The organism is Allobosea sp. (assembly GCF_035944895.1).
Classification (GTDB): Bacteria; Pseudomonadota; Alphaproteobacteria; order Rhizobiales; family Beijerinckiaceae; genus Allobosea.
Genome location: NZ_DASZAT010000002.1, coordinates 137,502 through 162,975 on the forward strand (window position 1 = coordinate 137,502; position 25,474 = coordinate 162,975).

At 67.6% G+C, this 25,474-nt stretch carries 26 protein-coding genes; 5 read left to right on the plus strand and 21 right to left on the minus strand.

Features of this window, described 5'->3' with window-relative positions; all coding sequences use genetic code 11:
* Positions 1-228 precede the first annotated feature (228 nt).
* Entirely contained in the window at positions 229-429 is a 201-nt protein-coding gene (locus VGV58_RS00850) for a hypothetical protein (RefSeq protein WP_326872068.1), read from the plus strand.
* Here the strand turns inward: VGV58_RS00850 and VGV58_RS00855 are convergent.
* From VGV58_RS00855 to VGV58_RS00865, 3 genes are all read right to left on the minus strand, one after another.
* Complete coding sequence (locus VGV58_RS00855) at positions 416-2,002, minus strand: ABC transporter substrate-binding protein (protein ID WP_326872069.1); 1,587 nt, start codon at positions 2,000-2,002, stop codon at positions 416-418. The genes VGV58_RS00850 and VGV58_RS00855 overlap by 14 nt on opposite strands.
* Before the next feature lie 232 nt (positions 2,003-2,234).
* Positions 2,235-3,446, minus strand: a complete 1,212-nt coding sequence (locus tag VGV58_RS00860) for a DUF2336 domain-containing protein (protein ID WP_326872070.1) — start codon at positions 3,444-3,446, stop codon at positions 2,235-2,237.
* Positions 3,443-4,585: a transglycosylase SLT domain-containing protein gene (locus tag VGV58_RS00865; RefSeq protein ID WP_326872071.1), complete on the minus strand. Its 1,143-nt coding sequence runs from the start codon at positions 4,583-4,585 to the stop codon at positions 3,443-3,445. The genes VGV58_RS00860 and VGV58_RS00865 overlap by 4 nt, the downstream gene beginning before the upstream one ends.
* A gap of 136 nt (positions 4,586-4,721) precedes the next feature.
* Between VGV58_RS00865 and VGV58_RS00870 the strand changes: the two genes are divergently transcribed.
* Entirely contained in the window at positions 4,722-5,213 is a 492-nt protein-coding gene (locus VGV58_RS00870; protein WP_326872072.1) for a MaoC family dehydratase, read from the plus strand.
* Positions 5,213-6,088 (plus strand): HpcH/HpaI aldolase/citrate lyase family protein, encoded by an 876-nt coding sequence (locus VGV58_RS00875; protein ID WP_326872073.1) that lies wholly within the window; start codon positions 5,213-5,215, stop codon positions 6,086-6,088. The genes VGV58_RS00870 and VGV58_RS00875 overlap by 1 nt, the downstream gene beginning before the upstream one ends.
* 8 nt (positions 6,089-6,096) lie before the next feature.
* On the opposite strand, the gene VGV58_RS00880 is transcribed toward VGV58_RS00875, so the two are convergent.
* A complete protein-coding gene (locus VGV58_RS00880; RefSeq protein ID WP_326872074.1) occupies positions 6,097-7,656 on the minus strand; it encodes an MFS transporter in 1,560 nt (519 codons plus the stop codon).
* Between the two features lie 129 nt (positions 7,657-7,785).
* Here VGV58_RS00880 and VGV58_RS00885 point away from each other — a divergent pair, with 129 nt between their 5' ends.
* Positions 7,786-8,685, plus strand: coding sequence for a LysR family transcriptional regulator (locus VGV58_RS00885; RefSeq protein ID WP_326872075.1), 900 nt, complete (start codon positions 7,786-7,788; stop codon positions 8,683-8,685).
* 83 nt (positions 8,686-8,768) lie between these two features.
* Here the strand turns inward: VGV58_RS00885 and VGV58_RS00890 are convergent, their stop codons facing one another.
* From VGV58_RS00890 to VGV58_RS00900, 3 genes are read right to left on the minus strand one after another with little or no spacing between them, the layout of a single operon-like run.
* A complete protein-coding gene (locus tag VGV58_RS00890) occupies positions 8,769-8,954 on the minus strand; it encodes a hypothetical protein (protein WP_326872076.1) in 186 nt (61 codons plus the stop codon).
* Positions 8,955-8,959: 5 nt separating this feature from the next.
* Positions 8,960-9,565 (minus strand): flavin reductase family protein, encoded by a 606-nt coding sequence (locus VGV58_RS00895; protein ID WP_326872077.1) that lies wholly within the window; start codon positions 9,563-9,565, stop codon positions 8,960-8,962.
* 5 nt (positions 9,566-9,570) lie between these two features.
* Positions 9,571-10,140, minus strand: coding sequence for a nitroreductase family protein (locus tag VGV58_RS00900; protein WP_326872078.1), 570 nt, complete (start codon positions 10,138-10,140; stop codon positions 9,571-9,573).
* Positions 10,141-10,257: 117 nt separating this feature from the next.
* Between VGV58_RS00900 and VGV58_RS00905 the strand changes: the two genes are divergently transcribed.
* The gene (locus tag VGV58_RS00905; RefSeq protein ID WP_326872079.1) at positions 10,258-11,196 is read left to right on the plus strand and encodes a hypothetical protein; all 939 of its coding nucleotides are present in this window, start codon (positions 10,258-10,260) and stop codon (positions 11,194-11,196) included.
* A gap of 6 nt (positions 11,197-11,202) precedes the next feature.
* Here VGV58_RS00905 and VGV58_RS00910 read toward each other — a convergent pair whose 3' ends face one another.
* From VGV58_RS00910 to argS, 14 genes are all read right to left on the minus strand, one after another.
* Complete coding sequence (locus VGV58_RS00910) at positions 11,203-11,904, minus strand: SGNH/GDSL hydrolase family protein (protein WP_326872080.1); 702 nt, start codon at positions 11,902-11,904, stop codon at positions 11,203-11,205.
* A gap of 65 nt (positions 11,905-11,969) precedes the next feature.
* Positions 11,970-13,154: an OpgC family protein gene (locus VGV58_RS00915; RefSeq protein WP_326872081.1), complete on the minus strand. Its 1,185-nt coding sequence runs from the start codon at positions 13,152-13,154 to the stop codon at positions 11,970-11,972.
* Between the two features lie 266 nt (positions 13,155-13,420).
* Positions 13,421-13,705: a GIY-YIG nuclease family protein gene (locus VGV58_RS00920; protein WP_414643823.1), complete on the minus strand. Its 285-nt coding sequence runs from the start codon at positions 13,703-13,705 to the stop codon at positions 13,421-13,423.
* Between the two features lie 153 nt (positions 13,706-13,858).
* Positions 13,859-14,680: a twin-arginine translocase subunit TatC gene (tatC, locus tag VGV58_RS00925; RefSeq protein ID WP_326872083.1), complete on the minus strand. Its 822-nt coding sequence runs from the start codon at positions 14,678-14,680 to the stop codon at positions 13,859-13,861.
* A complete protein-coding gene (gene tatB, locus VGV58_RS00930) occupies positions 14,677-15,222 on the minus strand; it encodes a Sec-independent protein translocase protein TatB (RefSeq protein WP_326872084.1) in 546 nt (181 codons plus the stop codon). Before tatB ends, tatC begins: the two co-directional genes overlap by 4 nt.
* Positions 15,223-15,320: 98 nt before the next feature.
* Positions 15,321-15,563, minus strand: coding sequence for a twin-arginine translocase TatA/TatE family subunit (locus VGV58_RS00935; protein ID WP_326872085.1), 243 nt, complete (start codon positions 15,561-15,563; stop codon positions 15,321-15,323).
* 69 nt (positions 15,564-15,632) lie between these two features.
* Positions 15,633-16,745 (minus strand): ABC transporter ATP-binding protein, encoded by a 1,113-nt coding sequence (locus VGV58_RS00940; protein ID WP_326872086.1) that lies wholly within the window; start codon positions 16,743-16,745, stop codon positions 15,633-15,635.
* Positions 16,746-16,789: 44 nt separating this feature from the next.
* Positions 16,790-17,476, minus strand: a complete 687-nt coding sequence (scpB, locus tag VGV58_RS00945) for an SMC-Scp complex subunit ScpB (protein ID WP_414643824.1) — start codon at positions 17,474-17,476, stop codon at positions 16,790-16,792.
* Between the two features lie 7 nt (positions 17,477-17,483).
* Positions 17,484-18,302 (minus strand): segregation and condensation protein A, encoded by an 819-nt coding sequence (locus tag VGV58_RS00950; protein WP_326872087.1) that lies wholly within the window; start codon positions 18,300-18,302, stop codon positions 17,484-17,486.
* A 68-nt stretch (positions 18,303-18,370) separates the two neighbouring features.
* Entirely contained in the window at positions 18,371-19,384 is a 1,014-nt protein-coding gene (nagZ, locus tag VGV58_RS00955) for a beta-N-acetylhexosaminidase (RefSeq protein WP_326872088.1), read from the minus strand.
* 149 nt (positions 19,385-19,533) lie between these two features.
* Positions 19,534-20,625, minus strand: a complete 1,092-nt coding sequence (locus tag VGV58_RS00960; RefSeq protein ID WP_326872089.1) for a TRAP transporter substrate-binding protein — start codon at positions 20,623-20,625, stop codon at positions 19,534-19,536.
* A gap of 172 nt (positions 20,626-20,797) precedes the next feature.
* On the minus strand, positions 20,798-21,736 hold the full coding sequence (locus VGV58_RS00965) for an arginase family protein (protein WP_326872090.1): 939 nt from the start codon (positions 21,734-21,736) through the stop codon (positions 20,798-20,800).
* Between the two features lie 138 nt (positions 21,737-21,874).
* Positions 21,875-23,506, minus strand: a complete 1,632-nt coding sequence (locus VGV58_RS00970) for an SPOR domain-containing protein (RefSeq protein ID WP_326872091.1) — start codon at positions 23,504-23,506, stop codon at positions 21,875-21,877.
* A gap of 188 nt (positions 23,507-23,694) precedes the next feature.
* Complete coding sequence (gene argS, locus VGV58_RS00975) at positions 23,695-25,461, minus strand: arginine--tRNA ligase (RefSeq protein WP_326872092.1); 1,767 nt, start codon at positions 25,459-25,461, stop codon at positions 23,695-23,697.
* Between the last annotated feature and the right edge of the window lie 13 nt (positions 25,462-25,474).

The following is a 25,474-nucleotide window of genomic DNA, read 5'->3' on the forward strand; positions in this document are numbered from 1 at the left end:
CAGGAAAGCGTGGCGATAACAGGACATTGGCCAATTCACCGGCTTTGTCCATGTCGAAACGCGCCTAGCTGCCCTGCGGACCCGGCGCTTCGAAAATTTTTCGATGCGGTGTCGGCAAGGCCGATCCTCGTCCGTCCTCGAAGCACAACCGCCGAGGACCAGACGATGCGCCCGCCCGCCACCCCAGTCACAGCCATACTGCCGGCCCTGCCCCGGCTGGGCGGCCTCGTGGCGGCGCTCACCGGCTTCGCCCTCGTCCTTGTGCTCGCGCTCCTTGCCGACCACGCCTTGCGCGCGATCGGCCTGCCGCCGCCAGCGGCCCAGCCCATGCCGGAACTCGGCCGCCAGGCGCTGGCCGCCTGGCTGCGGACGGGCTGCCTGCTGCTCGGCGGCCTGCTCGCGAGAGTTGCGCTGGCTAGACGCGCTTGACGTTCCAGAAGGTCGGGAAGCTCGGCAGCACACCCTCCAGCTTGCGGCTGAATGCCGTCGGCTGGAAATACTGGCCGAGCGGTGCATAGGGCACGTCCTCGAAGGCCTGCTTCTGCAGCTCGGCCGCGATCTTCTGCTTGGCCGGCAGGTCGGCGGCCTCCATCCAGGCCTCGCGCAGCGCTTCGATTTTCGGCGCCGTCGGCCAGCCCGGCCAGGCCGCCATGCCATTGCCGCGCAGCGAGATGTGGCCGACCGGATCGAGGATGTCGATGCCATTCCAGCCGGTGAAGAAGCAGTTCCAGCCACCATTGCCGGGCGGCTCCTTGTTGGCCCGGCGCGTCACCACGGCGCCCCAGTCCATCACCTGGTAGTCGACATTCATGCCGATGCGCTTCAGCATCTCGGCGCCGACCTCGCATTCGGCCTTGAGGTTGGCGAGATCGGTGACGCCGAGCAGCACCACCTTCTCGCCCTTGTAGCCGGCCGCCGCCAGCGCCTGCTTGGCCTTGGCGATGTCGCGCGGCCCGTTCAGCACCTCCATCCCGGCATCGTTCGCCATCGGCGTGCCCGGCGGGAACAGCCCGACGCCGGTGCGCCATAGCTCCTTGTCGGGGCCGCCGACCGCCTCCATGAACTCGGCCTGGTCGATCGCCATCAGTACGGCGCGACGGATCGCCGGATTATCGAAGGGCGGATGCAGATGGTTCATCCGCATGATCGCGATCGAGCCGGTCGTCTCCTTGATCGCGACCTCGAGCTTCGGGTCCTTCGCCAGCAGCGGCAGGATGTCCGGCAGGGGCTGCTCGACCCAATCGATCTCGCCGCTCTGCAACGCAGCCGCGGCGGTCGCAGGGTCCGGCAGGGTGTGCCATTCGATCCGCTCGACATGGACGATCTTCGGCCCAGCGGTGCGGCCCGGCTTGCCGTCGCCGCGCGGCACGTAACCGGCGAATTTCTCATAGACTGATCGATTACCGGGCTGGCGCTCGCTTGCGACGAAGCGGAACGGCCCGCTGCCGATCACCTCCGTGACCTGCGTCGTCGCCTCGGTCTTCGCTAGCCGCTCCGGCATGATCACCGGCACCGCAGCCGTCATCTTGGCGAGCGCATCCGGCAAGAGCGGAAACGCCTTCTTCAGCCGGAAGCGCAAGGTCTTGTCGTCGACCGCCGCGAGTTCGTCGGTCTGCCCCATCAGCGTCTGACCGAAGGCATCGCGCTTGGCCCAGCGGTTCAGGCTGGCGACGCAATCCTTCGCCAGCACCGGCGTACCGTCATGGAATTTGAGGCCGTCACGCAGCTTGATCGTCCAGCTCTTGCCGTCGGCCTCGGCGAGCGCGCCCTCGGCCATTTGCGGCTGCGCCTTGTAGCTCTCATCCTGCCCGAACAACGTGTCATAGGCGAGGAAGGCGTGGTTGCGGGTGACGGTCGCCGTCGTCCAGATCGGATCGACCACGGCGAGATCGCCCTGCGGCACGAATTTGATGACATTCTTGTCGGCCCCGCGGCCGATATTGGGTTTGCTGACCGCTAAGGCGGCAGCCGTGCCTGCGATGAAAGCGCGACGTGTCGGCATTTCAGGCTCCCTGGAGCCCGTTCCGATCAGCTTGCACCGCAAGCCGATCGGCAAACGGTCTCCAAACTCAAAGGAAGAGACGGATTCACCGATCAGGTTGGAACAACCTGATCGGATCCGGCTCTGCAGCAGGGCGTCGATCCTGGATGGTGAAGCCCTGGCGATACGGCGGCCGTCAGGCAACCAGCATGCCAGCGGCTGGTCAAGCCGGCTGCCTTGCTGCCCGGATCGTTCAGGCCGCGTCGCGCAGGTCGCCGAGGTCGAGCTCGATCAGGAAGTTCGGATCGGCTTCGACCAGCAATGCCAGGGCCGCATCATCGGCGAGCGAATCCGCCAGCGCCCGTGCCTCGTCGCGGGCCGCTTCCGCATCGAGCCGGCGCAGCAGGGCCATCAGCGCATTGGCCCCTGGCCCTTCCAGGCCCTCGCAGGCGATCAGCACCTCCGCCAGAAGGTCACGGTCGATACCGCCCCTGCAGTGCAAACCAGGGCCCGCTTGCTTCAGCGCCTCCACGGCGGCGGCGAAGGCCGGTAGCAGGCCTTCCGGCATCGCCGCCTTGCGATAGAGCGCCTTGAGGCCAGCGCCGCGCTTGTCCCACAGCAATGCCCGCACGCGTTTCAGCGGCAAGTCGGACAGCGCCGCGAAGGCGGCCTCGGCCAGCGCCGGCTCGCCGCTGAGCAGCGAGCGCAGGATCACGCCGGGTGTCAGGCGGCCATTCTCGCGCAGGCAGTCGACGATCGCCGGGGCATCGCTTTCCTCGCCACCGGCGGCGAGCGCGACCGCAACCCGCTCGGTCGATTCGCGGGCGAGCCGGGCGCTGCGCTCTTCGGTCAGCCAGCCGCAGCCGGAGACGAAGGCGGCGAGCGCATCGGAAACCTTGGCGGCGATCGCCTGGCGCAAGCCGGGCGGCAGGTCGTCGCGCGCCAGCATGGCTTCGCGCACCGCGCCGGCTTCGCCCTCGCGCTCGAAAATGCGCTCCAGCGAGAAATCGGGAATCTCGGCGGTCGGATTGGCGAGCAGCACGACCAGCGCCTCCTCGCAGCCGATCTCGGCCAAAGCAGCGCAGACGCCGGGCGAGAGCCAGGGCCGCTGCGCGATCGCACGCTGGGCGAGGCCGTCGCCGATCGCGGCGGCATCGACCAGATCGGCCTCGGTCAGCACCGGCGACTGCGCCAGCAGCATGGCTGCGATATCGCTCTGCTCGCCGATCAGGCCGAGCACCAGATTGCGCGGCGCCTGCGGCGCGGCAGCGAGTTCCTCGGCCAACGCACGGCGAACCAATGGCGAGGGGTCGTCGACCAGCGCGATCAGCGCCGTCTCGGCCTCGCGCCTGTCCTCGGGCGACATCGCCGAGCGCAGATAGGCGCCAGCCAACGCGGCGGCGCCTTTCGCGCGCGCCTCGGCCGGTGCTGTGCGGGCCCAGAGCAGGAAGCGACGTACGATCATCCGCGCCTCCCATGGCTCATGAACTGGCTGAGATCGAGCGGTCCGCGCCGCTGGCGCCGGGTGGCAACCGTCTCGCTGGACGCCGTCTGCGTATCCGCGGCGGCGAGGTCGCGCGGCCGCGACGGTGGCAGCGGTGCATTGACGGCGGTTGTGGCCATGGTCGCCGAGTTGCTCGCGCTTTCGGTCTTGGCGGTCTTGCCGGCGGATGAAGCCTCGCCTTCGCTCGCCGTGGCGCCCACACGCGGAAAATAGCGGGTCGCGGGATCGTCGTCGGTCGTGCGCGACGCGCCACCACTGCGCGGCGTGGTCCAGAGATTGGCAACGGCCTTCGAGACCGGCGTGCGCGGCCCTTCGGTCGAGAACAGGCCGATCAGCCCTTTCGCCCGCCCCGGCGCCAGCGCGGCAGCGATCGGCGCGACCGGCGGGTCGGACGCGTAAGCGGTAGCAGTCGTAGCAGTACCCGTAGGCCTGGCCTGCGCCAGCATGGCGCCGGTCGTCGCCGCGACCTGGGTGTTGGCGTGGCTGGCGGCGAGCAATCCGTAGACCTCCTGGGCGCTGCGAGCCCGGCCGGCCTTGTCGTAGAAGATCGAGCGGTTCGCCGCGGCCGCCTCCGGAAAATCGCGAGCGGCGGCGCGAGTCGGATCGCTCCCGGCGGTGCGGATCAGGTCGGTGGCGCCGCGCGCACCCAGCACATGCGCCATGTAGAGCTCGCCGGCCTGCGGCTGGCGCCCGAGCGCCTGACCGAGCTGCTCGGCATTCTTCTGCGTCAGCGCACCCGCCATTACGGTCGCGACTTGCGGATCGGTCCGCAACTGCAGGATCTTCTCGCGCAGCGCCGGGTCCGACACGGTCAAACGGCCGCTGCTGTCCTCGCTGATCGCGCCGGCATAATTCGCCATGCCCTGCTTCGGCCCTTCCTGGCGCATCATCGACAGCCAGGTCTGCTCGATGAACTGGAACAGGCCGGTCGCGCTCGAGGTGCGCGCCTTCGCATCCGGCTCCAGCGAGGATTCGCGTTGCGCGGTCTTCAGGAGATAGTCGAAGCCGACACCGGTCTTGTCCGCGCCCTGCTTGATCGCACTGACGACAGGATTCGCGGGCGTTGTCTCACGGGTGCTCGGCGTGCTGAAAAGGAACATTGGGTCACTCGGGCCGCTGCCGTTCCAAGCGGACCGGCGCACCCGCAGAGACTGGACCGATTATGGTAAGCGAACCGTTAAAACGGCCGTTTGCCGGACCCGGCCCCGAACGGAAAAATGCCACAGGAGCAAGACGATGGCGGAAGCGGCGCGGCATAAGCGGGGTGGGCTCTACTTCGAGGATTTCGAGATCGGCGCCTCGATTGAGCATCGGCTGACCCGCACGGTCACGCAGATGGACAACATGCTGTTCTCCAATATGACGCTGAATCCGCAGCCCTTGCACATCGACGCGCATTTCTGCGCGACCGAGACCGAATGGGGCAGGCCGCTGATGAACTCGCTGTTCACGCTCGGGCTGATGATCGGCATCTCCGTCAACGACACCACGGTCGGCACCACCATCGGCAATCTCGGCATGACCGACGTCACCTTCCCCGCCCCGCTGTTCGAGGGCGACACGGTGAACTGCGTCACCGAGATCGTCGCCAAGCGCGAATCGAAGTCGCGGCCGGACGCCGGCATCGTCGACTTCCACCACCGTGCCTACAAGCAGGACGGCACGCTGGTGGCGCAGTGCCGGCGCCAGGCCTTCATGAAGAAGCGCCCGGTTGGAGGACAGGCCTGATGCGCTCGCTTCTCTTCGTCCCCGGCGACAACCCGAAGAAGCTGCAGAAGGGCCTGGAGAGCGGCGCCGATGCGCTGATCCTCGATCTAGAGGATTCCGTCGCGCTCGATTCCAAGCCTGCAGCGCGCGAGCTCGCCCGCGACTTCCTCAAGGAGGCGAACGCCCGGGCCAAGCGCCCGCGCCTGATCGTGCGCGTCAACGCGCTGACGACCGGCATGACCGAGGCCGATCTCGACGTGATCATGCAGGGCAGCCCCGACGCGATCATGTTGCCCAAATCCGAGGGCGGCCCCGACCTCAGCCATCTCGCCGCCCATATCGCGGTGCGCGAAGCCGAATACGACCTGCCCGACGGCGCCACCAAGATCATCGCCATCGCCACCGAGACCGGCAAGGGCATCTTCGGCCTCGGCAGCTATGCCGGCGCCAGCCACCGGCTCTCCGGCCTGACCTGGGGCGCCGAGGATCTCTCGGCCGATCTCGGCGCCGAGACCAACCGGCTTGAGAACGGCAGCTATGCCGACCCCTACCGGATCGCGCGCTCGCTCCTGCTCTTTGCGGCTTCGGCGGCGCAGGTCGATGCGATCGACACCGTCTTCACCGCCTTCCGCGACGAGGTGGCCCTGCGCGCCGAATGCGTCGCCGCCCGCCGCGATGGCTTCACCGGCAAGATGGCGATCCACCCGGCGCAGGTTCCCGTCATCAACGAGGTCTTCTCGCCCTCGCCCGAATCGCTGGCCCGGGCCGAGGCGATCATCAAGCTCTTCGACGAGAACCCCGGCCTCGGCGTCGTCGGGCTCGACGGCGAGATGCTCGACCGGCCGCATCTGATGCGCGCCCGCCGGTTGAAGGCGCGCGCGCAGAAGCTGGGCTGACCACGGCCTCAGGCATCGGACTCGGCGCAGGCGATCGCTGCGCCGGTCTGCGCCGGGCGCCTGATGCCACCGAAGATCAGGACGCTGATCGCGGCCAGGACACCGGCGCCGATGCCGCCATAAAGCATCACCCAGCCGAAGCCCTGCACCAGCGCCGCATGCACTCCGGTACCCGAGGGGTCGTGCAGCGCCAGGACCGGATAGGCATCCCGCAGCGAGCCGAGATTGCCGGCGGCGATCGACGAGGCCAGCGCCTGCAGTTGCGAGCGATCGAACGCGGTCGCAACGGCATCCGGCAGCGAGCGCCTGATCCCCTCGACCAGGATCAGCCCCATCACCGCGATGTTGATCGCGAGCGCGATCAGCCGGGCGCTGATGTCGATACCGGACGCCATGCCCGAGCGGTCGCTCGGAACCGAGCCGGTGGTCGTATTGGTCACGGCCGGATTGGTGAGGCCGAGACCGATTCCGGCAAGCAGAGCTCCGGGCAGCAGCGACACCCAGCTCGCCTCGGCAAGGCCCCTGCCGAACCACATCGCGATGAAACCGGCGCCTATCGTGAGCATCCCGAGCGGAATGACGACCTGCGGGCCATGGCGCCGCAGCAGATGGTCGGACACGGGCGGCATCAGCATGAAGGGCACGGTGTAGGCCAGCAGCAGGAGCCCGGCGGCCTCGCTCCCGAGGCCGAGCCCGCTCTGGAAATAGATCGGCAGATAGATGATGAACGGCCAGTAGCTGAAATTCATGCCGATGCAGCCGATGATCGCGCCGCTGAAGCGGCGGATCCGGAACACCGAGAAGTCGAACATCGGCTGCGCCGCGCGCCGCTCCACCACCAGGAAGGCGAGGAAGCTGGCAAGAGCCAGGCCGGCGAGGCCGAGCGCCGTAGCTGTACCCAGTTCGGCGCCCTGCGTGATGACATAGGAGAAGCCGAAGACCGCCAGGGTCAGTGTGACGATGCCGGCGACATCGAGCGTCTTGGCCTGCGGATCGCGCGATTCGCGGATGCCGATCGCAGCGGGTGCCAGTGCCAGGACGGTCAGCGGAACATGGATCAGGAAGACCCACTGCCAGCCGGCCAGGCTCGCGATCACGCCGCCGATCACCGGGCCGAAGCCGAGTCCGACGCCGGTGACGACACCCCAGATGGTGAAGGCCCTGCCTCGCTCGCGCCCGTCCGGAAACTGGTGCGAGATAATGGCGACGGCGCAGGTGAGCATGGCGCCGCCGGCCATGCCCTGCAGGAACCGGCCGGCGATCAGGATCGCGGCGCTAGGCGCCAGTCCGCAGATCAGCGACGTCACGCCGAAGGCTGCGGTCGTGGCGATGAAGAGACGCTTGCGGCCATAGCGGTCGGCGAGCGTGCCCGTCGCCATCAGCACCGCCGTGCAGGCGATCGTGTAGGCATTCATGATCCATTGCAGCGCCTTGAAATCGGCGGGCAGCACCGCTTCCAGCGTCGGCAGGATGACCGGCACGCTGGAGATCTCGAGGCCGAACATCAGGGTCGCCAGGCAGGCGCCGGCCAGGGCTAAGGCATTTCGCGTGGAAGGAGAGATCGCCATGACGAGCACCTTTCGGGACCGATCCGCATCGCTCGGGATCGAGGAAGGCACTCGTCTAGGGGCAGCCTTTGCATGATAGAAATGATTTAATTTCGCAGATTTCAGTAGGCATGATAATAAATCTTCATCATGGATTTTGCTCCCGAACTGTTGCGTGCGCTCGTCGCCGTCGCCGAGGCCGGCGGGTTCACCCGTGCGGCGGAACGCCTGCACCTGACGCAATCGGCAGTCAGCCACCAGATCCGCCGGCTCGAGGACCAGGTCGGCACGCCACTCTTCATCCGGACCACCCGCAAGCTGGCGCTGACCGAGGATGGCGAAGAGTTCCTGCGCCATGCGAGGCAGATCCTGCAGGCTCATGCAGCGCTGAGCCGGCGCTTCCAGGTTTCCGCCCTCGCAGGCTCCGTCCGATTCGGCGTGCCGGAGAACTTCCTGGGCGATGAGCTGCCGCATTTGCTGAGCCGCTTCGCCCGCAACTACTCGGCTGTACGCCTGGAAGCCTCCGTGAGCGTCTGCCAGGATTTCAGCGCCAGGATCGAGAGCGGCGAACTCGACCTCGCCGTGGCGATGCGCCGGGCCGGCGAACCCGGCGGGACCGTGCTGCGGCGGTCGCCATATGTCTGGGCCGCGGCCGAGGGTTTCGCGATCCCGCCGGGCTCATCGCTGCCGCTGGCCCTGTCGAACCCGCCCTGCCTGTGCCGTACGGTCGCCATCGAAGCCCTGACTGGCTCCGGCGTCGAATGGCACATCGGCTTCACCTCAGCCAATCTGCACGGGCTGCGGGCGGCGATGCTGGCAGGACTCGGCGCCTCCATCATCGCCCATGACGAGATCGAACCGGGGATGAAGGTTCTCCCGCCGAGTTATGGCCTGCCGCCGCTGCCTGATCTCGAATTCGCGCTGATCTGGTCCGCCGGTGGCAAGACACCCTGCGCCCTCGAGCTCGGCCGGTTGATCGCCGATGCCGCGCGACGTCTCGGTGGCCCCGTGCTGCATCGGCCCAGGGCGCTCGCTGACACGCCAGCTTAACCGAAGGCGCCAACCGATTCGACTGATTCGGGTTTTCCGGATTCCTGCTGCCAATGCCGTCCTGTTTCAGGAACAGCTCGTCTTCACCTGATCTGCCGGCACTGATGCCGCGCCGCGCTCGCCAGGCACTCCTGCGCCTTCTTCGCGGCGTCGAGCTCGCGCAGCAGCCAGAACCCTGCCCCGATCATCAACAGTACCGCAATGATCGCGAGCAGGTTCACGGTCATGCGCCATTGCTCGTCCGGCTCCTGGTCCTGGGGCCGGACCATGGCGCTCAGCCTCCGGCCGGCCGGACGATCGAGAACAACTCGCTGACCTCGGCGTAGTCGTTGTAGCCGCAGCGTGCGATCGGGTTGGCCTTGGCCGTGTCGAAGCGGCCGTCATGGACGAAGGCCTCGCCGATATAGGTCGCGACGACCTGGCCGAGCACCATCCAGCGCGGCACATCGTTGCCGTCGATATCCTTGAGCTGCTGGATCGAGAGCAGCTTGCATTCGAGCGCGGCGGGGCTCGCCGCCACCCGCGGCGGCTTGACGATCCGCGACGGCGCCATCTCCAGCCCGGCATGGGCGTATTCGCTCTCCCCGCGCGGCAGGGGCGCCGAAGTCAGGTTCATCTGCTGGTCGAGCGCCTTGCTCACCAGGCTGCAGGTGAACTCGCCGGTCTCCTCGATGAAGGCGACCGCATCCTTCTTGTTCTCCGAGGAGAACATCACGATGTTCGGCCGCGACGAGATCGCGTTGAAGAAGCTGTAAGGCGAGAGATTGACCTCGCCCTTGGCATTCACCGCGCTGATCCAGCCGATCGGCCGCGGCGTCACGATCGCCTTGAACGGGTCGTGCCGGAAGTCGAGATCGCGCCCCTCATCGGTGTAGTACATCGCGCTCACGCCTCGAACCGGCTGACGATGGCGGCAAGGTCCGGCCGCTCGCGATCGGCCGGGCGGCCATCGGCCTTGCCGAGATGGACGAAGCCGGCGATGCGCTCGTCCGGCTCGAGCCCGAAGGCGTCGAGAACCTTGCGGTCGAAGGCGAACCAGTTGGTCAGCCAGGAGCCGTTGAAGCCGAGCGCCTCGGCGGCGATCAGCATGTTCATGCAGACCGCGCCGGCCGAGAGCTCCTGCTCCCATTCCGGAATCTTCTCGTGCTTGCGGGCGCGCGAGACCACGGCGATCACCACGGGAGCGTGCAGCAGGCGCTTGCGCTCGAACGCGACCTTGTCCTCGTCAGCCTGCGGATTGCGCTCCTTGAAGACATCCGCGACGATTCCCGCCGCCTTCTCCTTGGCGAGTCCGGAGAAGACGATGAAGCGCCAGGGCGCGAGCTTGCCATGGTCAGGCACACGAGCCGCGAGGGTCAGGATCTCGCGCAGCTGCGCGTCGTCCGGCCCCGGAGCAGTGAGAAATTGCGGTGGCACCGAGCGACGGAGCTTGAGCAGGGAGAGCGTGTCGGTCATGAACGATCCGGAAGATGGCGCGGCTGCAGCGGATGATGTCCCCAGTTAAGGTTTCGCCATGAAGAGGACAAGCGAACCTGCTCCTTCCCTGGTGCAAGGACGATGACGGCACAGCGCATGTTTCAACGCGACGAGTTCCAGACGGTGGCAGCGCTTTCCGCGAAAGCGGCACGTGCGGCGATGGCTGCGCTGATCACATCCGCGCTCGCCTCTTCTTCCGCTCTCGCCCAGACGCCGGGGGCAACGCCCTCGGCCACGACGCCCGGCTCGCCACCACCGGATATTGCTCCCGCCGTCCGCCCCGGCCAGGCGATGCTCAGCCTCAGCGCCCAGTTCTCCGGCAACCGCAAGCCGGTCCGCTCCGGGCTTGTCTGGCGCGTGCTGAGCGAATCCGCAGACGGCTCGCCGCCCAAGATCATCGCCCGCTCGAACAACGCCGAGCCCAGCTTCCCGCTCGATCCGGGCGTCTATCTGCTTCACGCCGCCTATGGTTTTGCGAGCGCGACCAAGCGCGTCACGCTCGGCGCCCAGGGCCTGACCGATCGGCTCAGCATCAGCGCTGGCGGGCTCTCGCTCGCCGGCTCGATCGGCGAGACGCCGATCGCGCCCAACCTGCTGAACTTCTCGGTGTTCGTGCCGCTGCAGGGCAATTCGGAAGGCCGCCTGGTGGCGTCGAACGTCAAGTCAGGCGAGCTGATCCGCCTGCCCGAGGGCACCTATCACATCGTCTCGACCTACGGCGATTCGAACGCGATCCAGCGTTCCGACGTCCGGGTCGAGTCCGGTCAGGTCACGCAGGCGACGCTGCATCACCGCGCCGCGCAGGTCACCTTGAAGCTGGTCGCCGGCCCCGGCGGCGAGGCCTTCGCCGGCACGGCCTTCAGCGTACTCACACCGGGCGGCGACGTCATCCGCGAGGCGATCGGCGCCTTCCCGCAGGTGATCCTGGCCGAGGGCGACTATGTCCTGATCGCCCGGCAGGAGGGCCAGGTCTTCTCGCGCGACTTCAAGGTCGAGGCCGGCCGCGATCGCGACATCGAGGTGATCGCGCGCTGAAGGCCCTCAATTCGTCGGCTTGCCCGGCTCGCGGCCTTCGCCGAGCTCGGCGACGATACCGTCGGCAAGGCGGATGGCGAGGCAGCGATAGCCGGCCTCGACCACCTGGAGCCCGTCCATGCCGACGATCTCCTCCTCGCTGAACTGCTTCGAGCCCGACCAGTTCTTCATCATCGCGTAGCGCGGGAAGACCGGCACGCCGTTCTCGCTCGCCGTCTTCGCCAGCACGGCCCGGTAGTCGTCATATTTCGGATAGCGGCCCTCGCGCGGCAGCCAGGGCATATCCATCAGCACGAGATCGATCCCGGCTTCCTGCAGCTTGTGGGCTCCCTTGCGCAGGATCTTGGCGAGCTTCTCCTCGCCAATGTCGCGGATGGCGTCATTCACCGCCGTCTGCCAGATCACCAAAGACGGCTTCTCCGGGATGACCTCGGCCTCGAGCCGCAGATACATCTCGTAGGCGGACTGGCCGCCGACCCCGAGATTGAGCACCTTGACCTCGCGCCCGGGCAGGCGCCGGCGCAATTCGGCTTCGAGCACGGCGGGATAGCTGCGGTCGGCGTCGCTGGCTCCGGTCCCGGCCGTGGTCGAGGAGCCGAGCGCGACGATGGTGAGCCGGTTGGTCTCGGCCAGATTGCGCTTGGAGATCGCCAGCGTCGGCTTGAACGGGTGCTGGGCCGCCCCGGCCCGGCAGCGCCCGTCCACCATGTGAGCAAGCGGCTTGGGCCCGGCAATGGCCGGCAGAGCCGACGCCAGGAGCAGAAGAAGGGCGCTCAGGCCGTAGCGGCCTGCTCGCGCGGGGCGCTGGCGGCGCGTGCCGTGAGCGTCTTGTACCACGAGAGAAAGGTTCCTAGCCCGAGCAGGATGGTAATCCCGCCCGATGTCACGAGCAACTGGACCCAAAGGGTGAAGGAGCTCTCCGCAAGGATGATCTGCCCGGCGATCGCCAGCACGATCCCGGCGCAGAAGACTTCGAGCGAATGCCGCCCGAGCGCAGCCAGCCGCCGGCCAGCCAGTCCCGTCAGGATACCGGCATCAGGGCGCACGAAGCGCAGCACCAGCCAGGCCAGCGCCGCCAGATGCGCGACACGCGGCCAGGCGAGATTGGTCTTGTCGATGCCGATCTGCAGGCTGTCGATCCAGTCGTTCAGCAACGCGATGCCGAACGGATTGCCCGAGGACAGCTTCACAGCCGCCGCGAACAAGACAACCAACACCGCCGCGGCGTCGAGCAGGCGCAGCTTCGGCACACCGGCCCCGACGAGGCCGAGCCGGCCGATGACGACGCCGAACGTGAACAGCATCTGCCAGGCGAAGGGATTGAAGAACCAGCCGCCCTCGCCCGGATGGTTCGGCAGGTTGAGGCCCGCATGGGTGGCGCCCTGCCAGATCGCGACGGAGACCGCGAGCGCCGCCAGCGGGCTGGTCCGGGCGGTGACGTAGATCAGCGGGAACGCCGCCAGCAGCACGATATAGAGCGGCAGGATGTCGAGATAATAGGGCTGGTAGACCAGCCCGAGCGCGTTGACGATCGCTGCCGGCGTGTCGCTGAAGAAGGGCTGGATGTTGATCGCCTCGACATAGAGCGCGTTCTGGGTGCGTACCACCGCCGTCGCGACGATGCCGCAGACCAGCACGAACAGCGCCAGATGTGCGATGTAGAGTGTCCAGATCCGCGCCCCGACCTTGAGCGAGCCGACGAGCAGTCCGCGCTGGTCGATCACCCGGCCATAGGCGAAGGCAGCCGAGACGCCGGCGAGCAGCACGAAGATGTCGGCGGCGTCGGAGAAGCCGTAATTATGCGGCATCGCGGCCGAGACGACGTTGCCCGGCATGTGATTGACGAAGATGATCAGCAGGATCAGGCCGCGGATCACGTCGATGCGCAGGTCGCGGCCGGGCGAGGCCGCATCGCGCGGGCCTTTTCCGAACAGCATCAGGCGCCAGAATCCGCTCACGTCACCACCGCATCCACCTGCACGGCCTGTGAGGCGGCCGCGCATTCGTTCATCTGCCGTTCATCTTAACATTGTGTTGCGAGCAAGGCTCCGCACGACATGATCACAAGACTGTGCTCGAGCGTTGGTGGGGTTCCTCGCCCGTCATTCCGGACAAGCGCCGAAGGCGCGCAGCTCCGGAATCCATCGTAAAGCGCTGAACTCTACGATGGATTCCGGCGCTCGGCTTCGCTACGGCCGGAATGATGAGGATTTGTTGAAACGGTTCAATCCAGGTGGATCGTATCGTAGAGGTCTCGCCAAGTTGGGTTCGACGCCTCGATCAAGGCGATCTTTCGCTCGCGTGACCACTTCTTCATGCGCTTTTCCTGCGCAATCGCCTCGTCAGCGCGATCGAACTGCTCCGCATAGACAAGGTGGTTGACCCCGTACTTTCGTGCGAATTCTGAGCCTCTACCCTCGCGGTGTTCCGCAACACGGCGCGCCAGGCTGTTGGTCACGCCGACATAGAGTGTCCCGTTCCAGCCACTGGCCATGATGTAAACCCACATCAAGCCCCTCCACCGTCATTCCGGACAAGCTGCGGAGCAACGCAGCTCCGGAAACCATGCTAGGGCACTGGATCCCTACGATGGATTCCGGCGCTTCGCTTCGCTACGGCCGGAATGACGATGAAAATCTACATAGGCAGAGCCAGGAGCAGTTCACTCGTCCTCAGCCGCCTTCGCCGCATCGCGCTTCTTCTCGACACGGCGCACCGAGAACACCGAAAGCTCGTAGAGCAGCAGCATCGGGACCGCGAGCATCAGCTGCGAGATCACGTCGGGCGGGGTCAGCACGGCCGCGATCACGAAGACGAAGACGATGGCGTAGCGGCGCTTGTCCTTCAGGAACTGCGCATCGATGATGCCCGCCTGGCCGAGCAGGGTCAGGATCACCGGCAGCTGGAAGGAGATGCCGAAGGCGAAGATCAGCGTCATGATCAGCGACAGATACTCGCTGACCTTGGGCAGCAGAGCGATGCCGGCCTGCCCCTCGCTCGCCGCCTGCTGCATGCCGATCGAGAACTTCATCAGAACCGGCATGGCGAAGAAGAACACCAGCGCAGCGCCGAGCACGAAGAAGATCGGCGTCGCCGCCAGATAGGGCGCGAAGGCCTGACGCTCGTTCTTGTAGAGGCCGGGCGCGACGAACTTGTAGATCTGTGTCGCGATCACCGGGAAGGCGAAGAAGCCGGCGCCGAAGGCTGCGACCTTGATGTGGGTGAAGAGCAGTTCGAGCGGGCCGGTATAGATCAGCTGCGCATTGGCGCTCGAACCCGCCGCCCAGACATAGGGCAGCACGAGCGTGTTGTAGATCTGCGTCGAGAAGGCGAAGCAGATGAAGAACATGATCAGGAAGGCGACCAGCGACTTGATCAGCCGCGAACGCAGTTCGATCAGATGGTCGATCAGTGGCGCACGCGAGGCCTCGATCTCGTCCTCACCGTCGCGTTTCGTCTCGGTATTGGTCTCGACGACGCTCATGCCGTCTCTCCGCCCTCGGCCTCGGCGGCCTTGGCCTTGCGCTTGCGGGCGGGCTTGGCCGGCGGCTCTTCAGCCACGACCTCGGCCGGCACGGCCGGCTCTTCGGTCGCGACCGTCTTGCGGCGGCGCTTCGGCTTTTCTTCCGGCGCGGGCTCGGCGACGGGAGCCGGCTCGATGCTGACAGGCGCCGGCAGTTCCGGCGCTGGCAGCGCGGCGAGGGTCGCCTCTGCCTCCTGCATCGCCTTGTCCTCGGTCGGCTTCGAGGCGTCAGCGGCGCCGAAATCCTTCATCGGCTCGATCGGATCGAAATTGGTCGAAGCCTGGATCGAGTTGCCGATGTCGTCGACCTGCTTCTTCAGGTCGTGAAGCTCGGCGTCGCGCATCGCGTCGTTGAACTGGCCCTGGAATTCGGCGGCCATGCGCCGGATCTTGCCGATCGCCTGCCCAGCCGTGCGCAGCGCGCCGGGCAGTTCCTTGGGGCCGATCACGACGAGCGCGACGCCCCCGATCAGCAGCATTTCGCTCCAGGCGATGTCGAACATCGACGGCCGGTCCTCTGGAAATCTTGTAGGGCGCCGGAAAGGCGCCGGAATCGAAACCGAACAGGAAACACCTGATCGGCAGGTCCGCTCCTACGAGATCAGGCCTTGGTCTCGGCCTTGGCCGGCTGCGGGCTCGCGGTCTGGGCCGCCTGGTCGATCACCTTGGGATCGGCCGACGGCTGCGCGGCTGGCGGCGGGGTATCATCCTCGGCCATGCCCTTCTTGAACGACTTGATGCCCTTGGCGACATCGCCCATCAGTTCGGACACCTTGCCGCGGCCGAACAGCAGCATGACGATGACGCCGACGACGATCCAGTGCCAGATGCTGACGCCACCCATGGCGGTACTCCTCCGAATTTGAACGCGCGGCCCGACTTGTCCCGACGGGCCAGATGCTTGTGCCGGAAACTAGGTGTCCCCTACAGGGAACACAAGGACTTCGTCCATCGCAATGTCGATGCCGACATCCTCGCCCTCGGCGACCGAACCGCGCAGCGGCAGCCGGGCCACCAGGGGCTTGTCGAGGCCATCGACCGCCAGCTCGACATGGTCGACCTCGCCGAGGAAGCGCCGCGTCACGACCCGCACTGGCAGGCAGAACCCCTTCGGCACCAGCCGGATCGCTTGCGGCCGTACACCGACGACCGCCTGTACCCCATCCGCGAGACCTGGCGCCGGAAACCGCCCGAGCGGGGTATCGACGGCACCATCCCGCGCAACGGCCTCGACTTCGGTAAGATCGCAGAAAAATCGGGCGGCAAAGAGGCTGGCAGGCCTGCGATAGAGCTCTTCGGCGGTGCCGCTCTGGACGATTCGTCCCTGCTGCATCAACACGATCCGGTCGGCGACGCGCATGGCATCCTCGGGATCGTGGGTGACGATGATCGAGGTCGCGCCGATCTCCTGCAGCAGCGCCATCGTCTCGTCGCGCACCACGTCGCGCAGGCGCCGGTCGAGATTGGAGAAAGGCTCGTCCATCAGCAGAACACCCGGACGCGGCGCCACGGCGCGCGCCAGCGCCACGCGCTGCTGCTCGCCGCCCGACAGCATATGCGGATAGGCTTCGGCGAGGTCGGCAAGGCCGACGCGGGCGATGGCGCGCAGGGCCGTGGCGTCGGCCTCGGCATTGCCGTAGCCGCGCAGGCCAAAGCGGACATTCTCGCGCACGCTGAGATGCGGAAAGAGCGCATAATCCTGGAAGACGAGGCCGACCCCCCTCGCCTCCGGCTCGATGAAATCAGCCGGCGACGAGACGTCGCGCCCTTCGAGCAGGACGCGGCCTGCGCTCGGCCGCTCGACGCCGGCGGCGAGCCGCAGCAGCGTCGTCTTGCCGCAGCCGGAATGGCCGAGCAGTGCGACGATTTCGCCGGGCGCGACGTTGAGCGAGACTTGGTCGAGCGCCGTCACCGCGCCGAATCGCTGGGTGACGCCGTCGAAGCCGAGCGCCATCGGGATGGCGGCGCCGGCGGTGCCACGCCGTCCCCACCCCAGCCAGCGCATCTTGCTTTCGGTCCGAGCCAAGTCGTTCTCCTGCCGGCCCGTCGGGCGCGATCGCCTGCGCTGTGCTAGCTGGCGTCGCCGTCGTCAAGCGGCGTGAACAGGTCGCCGAGCGGATCCTCGTCGTCGCGCAAGGACGGATCGTCGTCGGGAATCGGTACGGTGAGATCCTTGGCGAGGCGCCCCTCGATGAAGCCCGCGCCCTTCAACTCCTCCAGCCCCGGCAGATCGTCGATGCGGTCGAGCCCGAAATGGTCGAGAAAGGCCGGCGTCGTGCCGAAGGTGACCGGCCGCCCCGGCGAGCGCCGCCGGCCGCGCAGGCGCACCCAGCCGGCTTCAAGCAGGATGTCGAGCGTGCCCTTGGCGGTGGCGACGCCGCGGATCTCCTCGATCTCGGCCCGCGTCACCGGCTGATGGTAGGCGATGATGGCGAGCGTCTCCAGCGCGGCGCGGGAGAGCTTGCGCGGCGCCTCGGCCTCGGGCGCGAGCAGATAGGCAAGATCGGGCGCGGTGCGAAAGGCATAGCCGCCGGCGACGCGATGCAGCGTCACCCCGCGCAGGGCGTAGGTCTGCTGCAACTCGGCGATCACCCGCTCGATCGGCACATTGGCCGGCACCGATTTCGCGAGATCCTCGGCCGAGAGCGGCTGAACCGAGGCGAACAGCAAGGCCTCGACGATGCGACAGGCGCGCGCCAGCGCCTCGTCGGCATCCCAGTCCTCCTCGTCCTCGCGTTCGGCTTCAGCCACGGCCATCAGCGCCTCACAGGCCCAGCGTCGGCGGCCGCGCCGAGCGGCGGCGGACATAGAGCGGCGAGAAAGCACCCTCCTGGCGCAGGTCGAGCAGGCCCTCGCGCACCATCTCAAGCATGGCCGAGAGCGAGGAGGCCCGCACCGTTGCCGTCATCGTCTCGGTCGGCAGCCGATGGCTGCGCATGTAGCGGGTGAGATAGCCGTCGATCGCGGTCCATTCACCGGCCTCGCCGACCAGCCGCGCCAGCGCCTCGCGCGCCTCGACCAGCGACAGCACCTGGCGATGGCCGACGCTCATCGGCTGGCGGATGCGCTTCTGGCGCTGCTGCGCATAGGCCGCCAGCAGGTCGTAGAGCTCGGCCTCCCAGACAGGCCGGCCGGACGAGGCGATCACCTCGGGCGCGCCGCGGGCGAAGACGTCGCGGCCCAGCCGCTCGCGGGTGGCGAGCCGCTGCGCCGCCGCGCGGATCGTCTCAAGCCGCTTCAGGCGCAGCGCCAACGCGGTGGCAAGGTCGGCGGCGCTCGGCTCCTCGCCCTTGGGCGGCTCCGGCAGCAGCATGCGGGATTTCAGATAGGCGAGCCACGCCGCCATCACCAGATAATCGGCGGCAAGTTCGAGCCGCAGCGCCCGCGCCGACTCGATGAAGGAGAGATACTGCTCGGCCAGCGCCAGGATCGAAATGCGGGAAAGATCGACCTTCTGGCGGCGGGCAAGATCGAGCAGCAGGTCGAGCGGCCCCTCATAGCCGTCGACGTCGATCACGAACGAGGGTTCGCCGGACGCGCGTTCCGGCGTGCCGTCCTCCTGGAATGGCAGTTCAGCGGCCATCGATGGCCCGTTCCCCATGACCTGGCCCGCCCGATCGGCAGAGCCACAACCCCGGGGAGAGAATCAGCCTAACCGCCGCTCAAAGCAAGGGCGCTGGCAAGCTGGGCGCGGGTGCTATCCACATCGAGCGGCTCGGGCTCGTGGCGAATGCGCGCCAGCGCCATCGCGGCGCGGCGAGCGCGATGACCGCTCATCTCCGGCACGGCGCCGGCGACCGCGACCATCTCCTGCATGATGCCATGGCAATGCAGCACCACGTCGACGCCAGCCCGGATCGCGGCCTTGGCCTTCTCCTCGAACGAACCGGAGAGCGCCTTCATCGAGATGTCGTCGGTCATGATCAAACCGTCATAGCCGAGCTCGCCGCGCATGATCTCTCTGATGATCTTGCGCGAGACCGTCGCCGGCCGGCGCTTGTCGAGCGCGGTGAAGACGACATGCGCCGTCATCGCCAGCGGCATGTCGGCGAGATGCCGGAACGGCCGGAAATCATGGGCGCGCAACTCGTCGAGGCTGGCTTCGACCACCGGCAGGTCGTGATGGCTGTCGGCCTTGGCCCTGCCATGGCCCGGCATGTGCTTGACCACCGGCAGCACGCCGCCGGCCATGAGCCCCTCGGCCGCCGCACGCCCGAGCGTCGCCACCAGGGCGGGATCGCGGGCATAGGCGCGGTTGCCGATCACGTCATGGCTGCCGGCGACGGGAACATCGAGCACCGGCAAGCAGTCGACATCGATGCCGACGCTTTTGAGGTCATGCGCCATCAACCGCGCCGAGAGCCGGACGATCTCGCGCTGCTGCACGGGATCGTTGATGGCGAGGAAGGCCAGCGCCGGCGGATAGGGCGGCCAGTGCGGCGGCCCCATGCGCTGCACCCGCCCACCCTCCTGGTCGATCAGGATCGGCGCCTGCCAGCCGACGCAATCGCGCATCTGCGCCGTCAGCGCAGCCACTTGCGCCGGATCCTGCGTATTCCGCTTGAACAGGATGAAGCCCCAGGGCCGGGCATCGCGGAAGAAGGCCCGCTCGTCGGGGGTGAGGCTCGTGCCGAGGCAGCCGGCGATGAAGGCGCGCGAGGTCATGGCGCCGTTATCGCCGATTCGGGGGCGGGCCGCATTGCGTCATTCTCGGGCGGAGCGCAGCGCAGACCCGAGAATCTCATGACGAGAAGGCGCCAACTGACGCCTCCTCCGGCCTGAGATGCTCGGGTCAAGCCCGAGCATGACGGCACCTAGCGCAGTGACTGCGACGCCTGTGCGTTGAAGGCGTCGAACGGCAGTTCGGCGACGCGGAACCAGAGCTGCTCCTTCTTCCAGTACGGCAGGAAGGAATCCCACATCGTCTTGAAGTTCGGGTTCTTCGCCGCCTGGTCGGCGTAGAGCGCGAAAGCCTCCTTGAAGGCAGCCTGCATCACGTCCTGCGGGAATGCGCGCAGTTCAGCGCCGGCGGCGATCAGGCGCAGCAGCGCGTCCGGGTTGCCATGGTCGTATTTCGCCACGCACAGCGCATTCGCCTCGGCGCAGGCTGCCTCGACCACGGCGCGGTAATGCGCCGGCAGCCCGGCCCACTTCTCGCTGTTGGCAATGAAGCTGACATTGGCGCAGCCTTCCCAGAAGCCGGGATAGTAGTAGTACTTCGCCACCTTCACGAAGCCGAGCTTCTCGTCGTCATAAGGGCCTGAGAACTCGGCCGCATCGATGGTGCCGCGCTCCAGCGCCGGATAGATGTCGCCGCCGCCCAGCGTCTGCGGGACGACGCCGAGCTTGGCCATGATCTGGCCGCCCAGGCCGGCGATGCGGAACTTCAGCCCCTGCAGATCCGCCGCGCTCTTGATCTCCTTGCGGAACCAGCCACCCATCTGGGCGCCGGTATTGCCCGAGGGAATCGTGTGCACGCCGAACTTCTTCATCAGGTCGCGGCAGAGTTCGAGCCCGCCACCCTGGTAGAGCCAGGCGTTCTGCTGGCGGGTGTTGAGGCCGAAGGGCAAAGAGGTCTCGAAGGCGAAGGCGGTGTCCTTGCCGATATAGAAGCTCGCCAGCGTGTGGCTGCACTCGACCGTGCCGTTCTGGACGGCATCGAGCGCCTGCAGCGCCGGCACGATCTCGCCGGCGGCGAAGGTCTGGATCTGGAAGTTGCCGTCGGTCGCCTCGGCGACGCGCTTGGCGACATGGGTCGAGATGCCGAACAGCGTGTCCAGGCTCTTGGGGTAGCTCGAGGTCAGGCGCCAGCTGATCTTCGGATTGGTCTGCGCGATCGCCGGCGCTGCGATGGTCGCGGCGGCGGCCCCGGCGGCGGTCGTCTTGATCAGCTTGCGGCGGTCCATGGTGTTTCCTCTCACTTGCAGGCCTTCCGCATTGTCAGACCGGATTGGGCCGCGGATTCAGGGCGAAGCTAGAGCACGCGCTAACCGTGCTCCAGCCACGGCGCCGCAACGCGTGCATGTCCGGATCGCGGGAGCAATCCGGGATTCCCGCACAGCGGCATGGGGATGTGGTTCAGCGGCCTGCGCTGCGAGCGAGGAGACCGGCCCCTAACATGGCCAGCCGGCAGACCGTGCGCGTGCCGAGGCCGTCGATATCTGTCTCCGGCACGAATTCGACGATGTTGAAGCCGATGATCGGCGCCCGCTCCACCACGCCGTTCAGCAGCGTGACGGCATCGCCGAAGGTGAGCCCGCCGGGCGTGCGGCCGAGCACCCCGGGCACGACGGCGGGATCGAAACCGTCGACATCGAAGCAGACCACCACCGGCCGGCCAGGCGGGACGGCCTCGATCGCCGGCGCCATCCCTTTCGCCCGCAGGATGCTCATATCGATCAATTGCGCGCCGGCAGCCTTGGCCTCCGTCACATCCGAGGGCCGTGCACTGCCGGTGCCGCGGGCGCCGACCTGCACGATCGTCTTGACGCCGTCGAGCTCCGAAGCCCGCCGCATCGTGCTCGACAGGCCGAAGCGCTCGCCCTCGATCTCCTCACGCCAGTCGATATGGGCATCGACCTGCAGGATCGTGATCTCGCCGCGGGCTGCGAAGGCACCCAGCGCCGGGATCTGGACGCTGTCGTCGCCACCGAGCAAGAGCGGCGCGGCGCCGCGCGCCAGCAACGTCCGATAAGCATCTGCGATTCGCGCACGATTGCCGGGCAGATCAGCGGGATCGAAGGCGAGATCGCCGCAATCGACCAGCCGCCCTCCGGCAGGCAGCAGCGGCCCACCGAGATCGAAATCGTAATGCGTGAGCTTGGCGACCTGGGCCGCACTGGCGCGGCGAATGGCGGCCGGCGCCGATTCGCTATGAGCACGGCCGGATAGATAGGGTGTGGCGGCCGGAATCCCGATGACCGCGACGGCGGCATGCGGCACGGCCTCAGGCGCCGAACTCTCGCCATCGAGGAAACGCGGGTCGGCGGCGCGGCCGGGAATTGAATCGGGAGACATCTTCAAAGCCTGCGTCGCTGGAGATCGCAACCAGCCTGCCCCGCCCGCGAAGCCCCACGCAAGCAAAAGCCGGCCGCGACGGTCGCGGCCGGCCCTGGTTCTATCGGCGGCGGACCCCTCGGCTCCGCCCGCGCCCGCTCAGTTCTTGGCGATGAAGCACTGCCCGCCGGCGGCCTGCAGCGCCGAGCACATCGAGCTCGCATCCTCGCGGGAATACGGGCCGACGCGCAGGCGGTAGACCGTCTTGCCACCGGCAAGCTCGGTCTTGCGCACGATCGGGCTCTGGCCGGAGAGCTGATCGGAATATTTGCGCTGCAACGCCGCGAAGGTGGCGCGCGCCTCGGCTTCGCTGCCCGGTGCGCCGAGCTGAACGACGAAGCCGCCTGCCGGATCGGCGCGCGGCGCGGTCGCCGCCGGCTCAGCCTGCTGCGGTGCGAGCGCGGCGGTACGGGTGCCGGCCGAGGGGGTCTGAGCGGCCGGCGGCGTCGCCGGAGCGGCGGCGCGCTCCTGCGTCTTCGGCGCCGCGGCGGGCGTCGCGCCCGGCTGCTGCGGACGCGGGGCCGGCTGGGCGGTCTGGGCCGGGGTCGCCGAGGCCGGGCGGTTCGACGGAGCCGAGCCGGTGACGATGCCCTGCCCCGGTGCAGTCGACGCAGCGGCATTGGCCGGCGCCGGCGTGCCATCGGGACGGATCGCCACGGTGCGGACCTTGCGCGGCTCGCCGAGCCCCGGCACGGCCGGGATCGGCACCAGGCCGGGCTCGGTCGGCGCCAGGCCGGCCGAGGCGGTGTCAGTCGGCGTGATCGCGCCGTTGGAGGCCTGCGTCGGGCGCGGCGCCATCGCGCGTGCCGCCTGCTGCACGTCGACCGGCTGCTCCTCGCGGCTGACCACCTTGGTCTTATCGGCGCTGGCGTCGCCGCTGCGCTCGTAAATCTGCTTGTTCTGGTTCGGGATCTCGGCGCCGCCCGGATTGACGGGGGCGACCTTGGACGGGCCGGTATCGGCCGCGATCACCGGCGGCTGGCCGTTGACGCCGGCCGGTTTGCCATTGCGGAAGACCATGGCGGCACCGACGCCGCCGACCGCGACGATGACCAGCGCCGCCGCCGTCAGCATGCCCTTGCGCGACCGCGAGCGCCGGAAGTCACGATGCTCGTCCTCGGCATCCTGATGCTGCGCGTCATAGTCCGGCGCGGCCTGATGATAGTCGGGAGCGGGCTGGGGAGCATAAGCCTGCGCCTGCACATGGCTGTGCCCGGCAGCCTCGTCGAGGTCGCGCGGCTGCTCGGGAACATAGGCGTGCGGGCCGTCCTGCTGCATTGCATAGGGCTGTGCACGCACCGGAAGCGGCTCCGGATCGTCATAATCATGCGCCGGCGCCGCGGGCGCCTGCACAACCGGCTGCGGCGTGGTCCGCACCGGCTCGGTCCGGCGCAGCAGCGCTTCGAACTCGTCGAGCGCACCGCGCACATCGGCCGGCGGCGGGGCGGACTGCACCGGCGGCGCAGTGACCAGCGTCGGCTGGAAGCTCGGCTCGGTCCGGTGGCCGGACCAGGAAGCGGGCTGCGGTGCAGGCGGAGCCACGGGACGCGCCTGTTCGGCGGGGCGACCGGCGAAGAGCTCCTTCAGCGGATCGTCCTGACCGACGAGGCGGGTCAGCTCCATCAGCGGATCGGAGGCCGCACCCGGCTTCTGCGGCTGGGCCGCTCCACGCAGCTGACGCTCCAGATCGTCGAGATCGAGGGCGAAACGGTTTCTAGCTGGCTCGCTCATGACATGATCCATTCCAGCGCATGCCGCCATCCATCAAAGGACGCCGCCACAGCGCGGTCAATCTGACGAAAGCTCTAGCCGACCCGCCTTGCGGCATGCCGGCCAACGCCGCCTTCGTATCGGACCCGGTGGGCGCTGGCCGGATCGTCCTGATCCGCAAAGCACCCGATGCGCCGGGATGGATCCCGTCAGCGCATCTCCTCCGGCGCCGTCACCCCAACGACCGCCAGCCCGGAAGCAAGGACGCTGCGTACCGCATGCACGAACGCCAATCTTGCCGAGGTCGATTTTCGATCAGTTTGATTAACGAACCGTAATTGCGGCGAGTCTTTGCCCTTGTTCCACAGCGAGTGGAAGGCGCTGGCCAGATCGTGCACGAAGAAGGCGACACGATGGGGCTCATGTGACGAAGCCGCGGCGTCGATCATCCTCGGATAGGCGGCAATCATCTTGACGATGCCGATCTCCGACTCATCGGTCAGCAGGCTGAGGTCAGCCTGCGCCAGCGCCTGCGGCGACAGGTCGAGATCCGGGAAGGCCTCGGCGGCCTGGCGGAAGATCGAAGCGCAGCGCGCATGGGCATACTGAACGTAGAAGACCGGGTTGTCCTTCGACTGCTCGACCACCTTGGCGAGGTCGAAGTCCAGCGTCGCATCGTTCTTGCGGAAGATCATCATGAAGCGCACCGCGTCGCGGCCGACCTCGTCGATGACCTCGCGCAGCGTGACGAAATCGCCGGAGCGCTTCGACATCCGGACCTGCTCGCCATTGCGCAGCAGGCGAACCAGCTGGCAGAGCTTGACGTCGAGCGCGCCCTCGCCGTTCGTCACCGCCTTCACCGCGGCCTGCATGCGCTTGACGTAGCCGCCATGGTCGGCGCCCCAGACGTCGATCATCTCGGCAAAGCCGCGGGTGAACTTCGAGCGATGATAAGCGATGTCGTTGGCGAAATAGGTGTAGCTGCCATCCGACTTCAGCAACGGCCGGTCGACGTCGTCGCCGAACTTGGTGGCGCGGAACAGCGTCTGCTCGCGATCCTCCCAATCCTCATCCTTCTGGCCCTTGGGCGGCGGCAGCCGGCCCTCATAGACCAGGTCGCGGGCGCGCAGGTCCTCGATCGTCTGGTGCACGGCGTTGGAATTGCCGTCCCGGCCCTGCAGCGAGCGCTCGGAGAAGAAGAGATCATGGACGACGCCGAGCGCGGCGAGATCGTCGCGGATCATCGCCATCATCCCGTCGATCGCCGCCTGGCGCACCAGCGGCAGCCAGTCCCACTCGGACTTGTCGCGCAGCGCCGGGCCGTATTGCTCGGCGAGTGTCTGCCCGACCGAGACCAGATAGTCGCCGGGATAAAGCCCTTCCGGGATCGCGCCGATATCCTCGCCCAGCGCCTCGCGATAGCGCAGGAAGGCGGAACGGGCGAGCACGTCGACCTGCGCACCGGCATCGTTGATGTAGTATTCGCGGGTGACGTCGTGCCCGGCGAAAGCGAGAAGGCTCGCCAGCGCATCGCCGAACACCGCGCCGCGGCCATGGCCGACATGCATCGGCCCGGTCGGATTGGCCGAGACGTATTCGACATTGATCCTGGGCTCGCCCTTGGCCGCGCCGCGGCCATGCTCGGTTCCGGCCAGCACCGCCGACTTCAGAACCTCAGTGAAAACAGCAGGTTGCAGCGTCAGGTTGATAAATCCGGGCCCGGCGATATCGGCCTTCGCGACATCGCCATCCTTGGCGAGTTCGGCGACGATCAGCTCGGCCACCGCGCGTGGCGCCATGCCGGCTTCCTTAGCCAGCACCATGGCGGCGTTGATCGCGAGATCGCCATGCGCCGGATCCTTTGTCGGCTCGACCACGACGCGCGCCAGCGACAGCCCTGCCGGAAGGCGGCCGGCTTCGGCCAGCCCGGTGAGGACGGTGGCGAGGCGTGCGGAGAAAGTCTCGAAAATGTTCATGGCGACCAGAGAT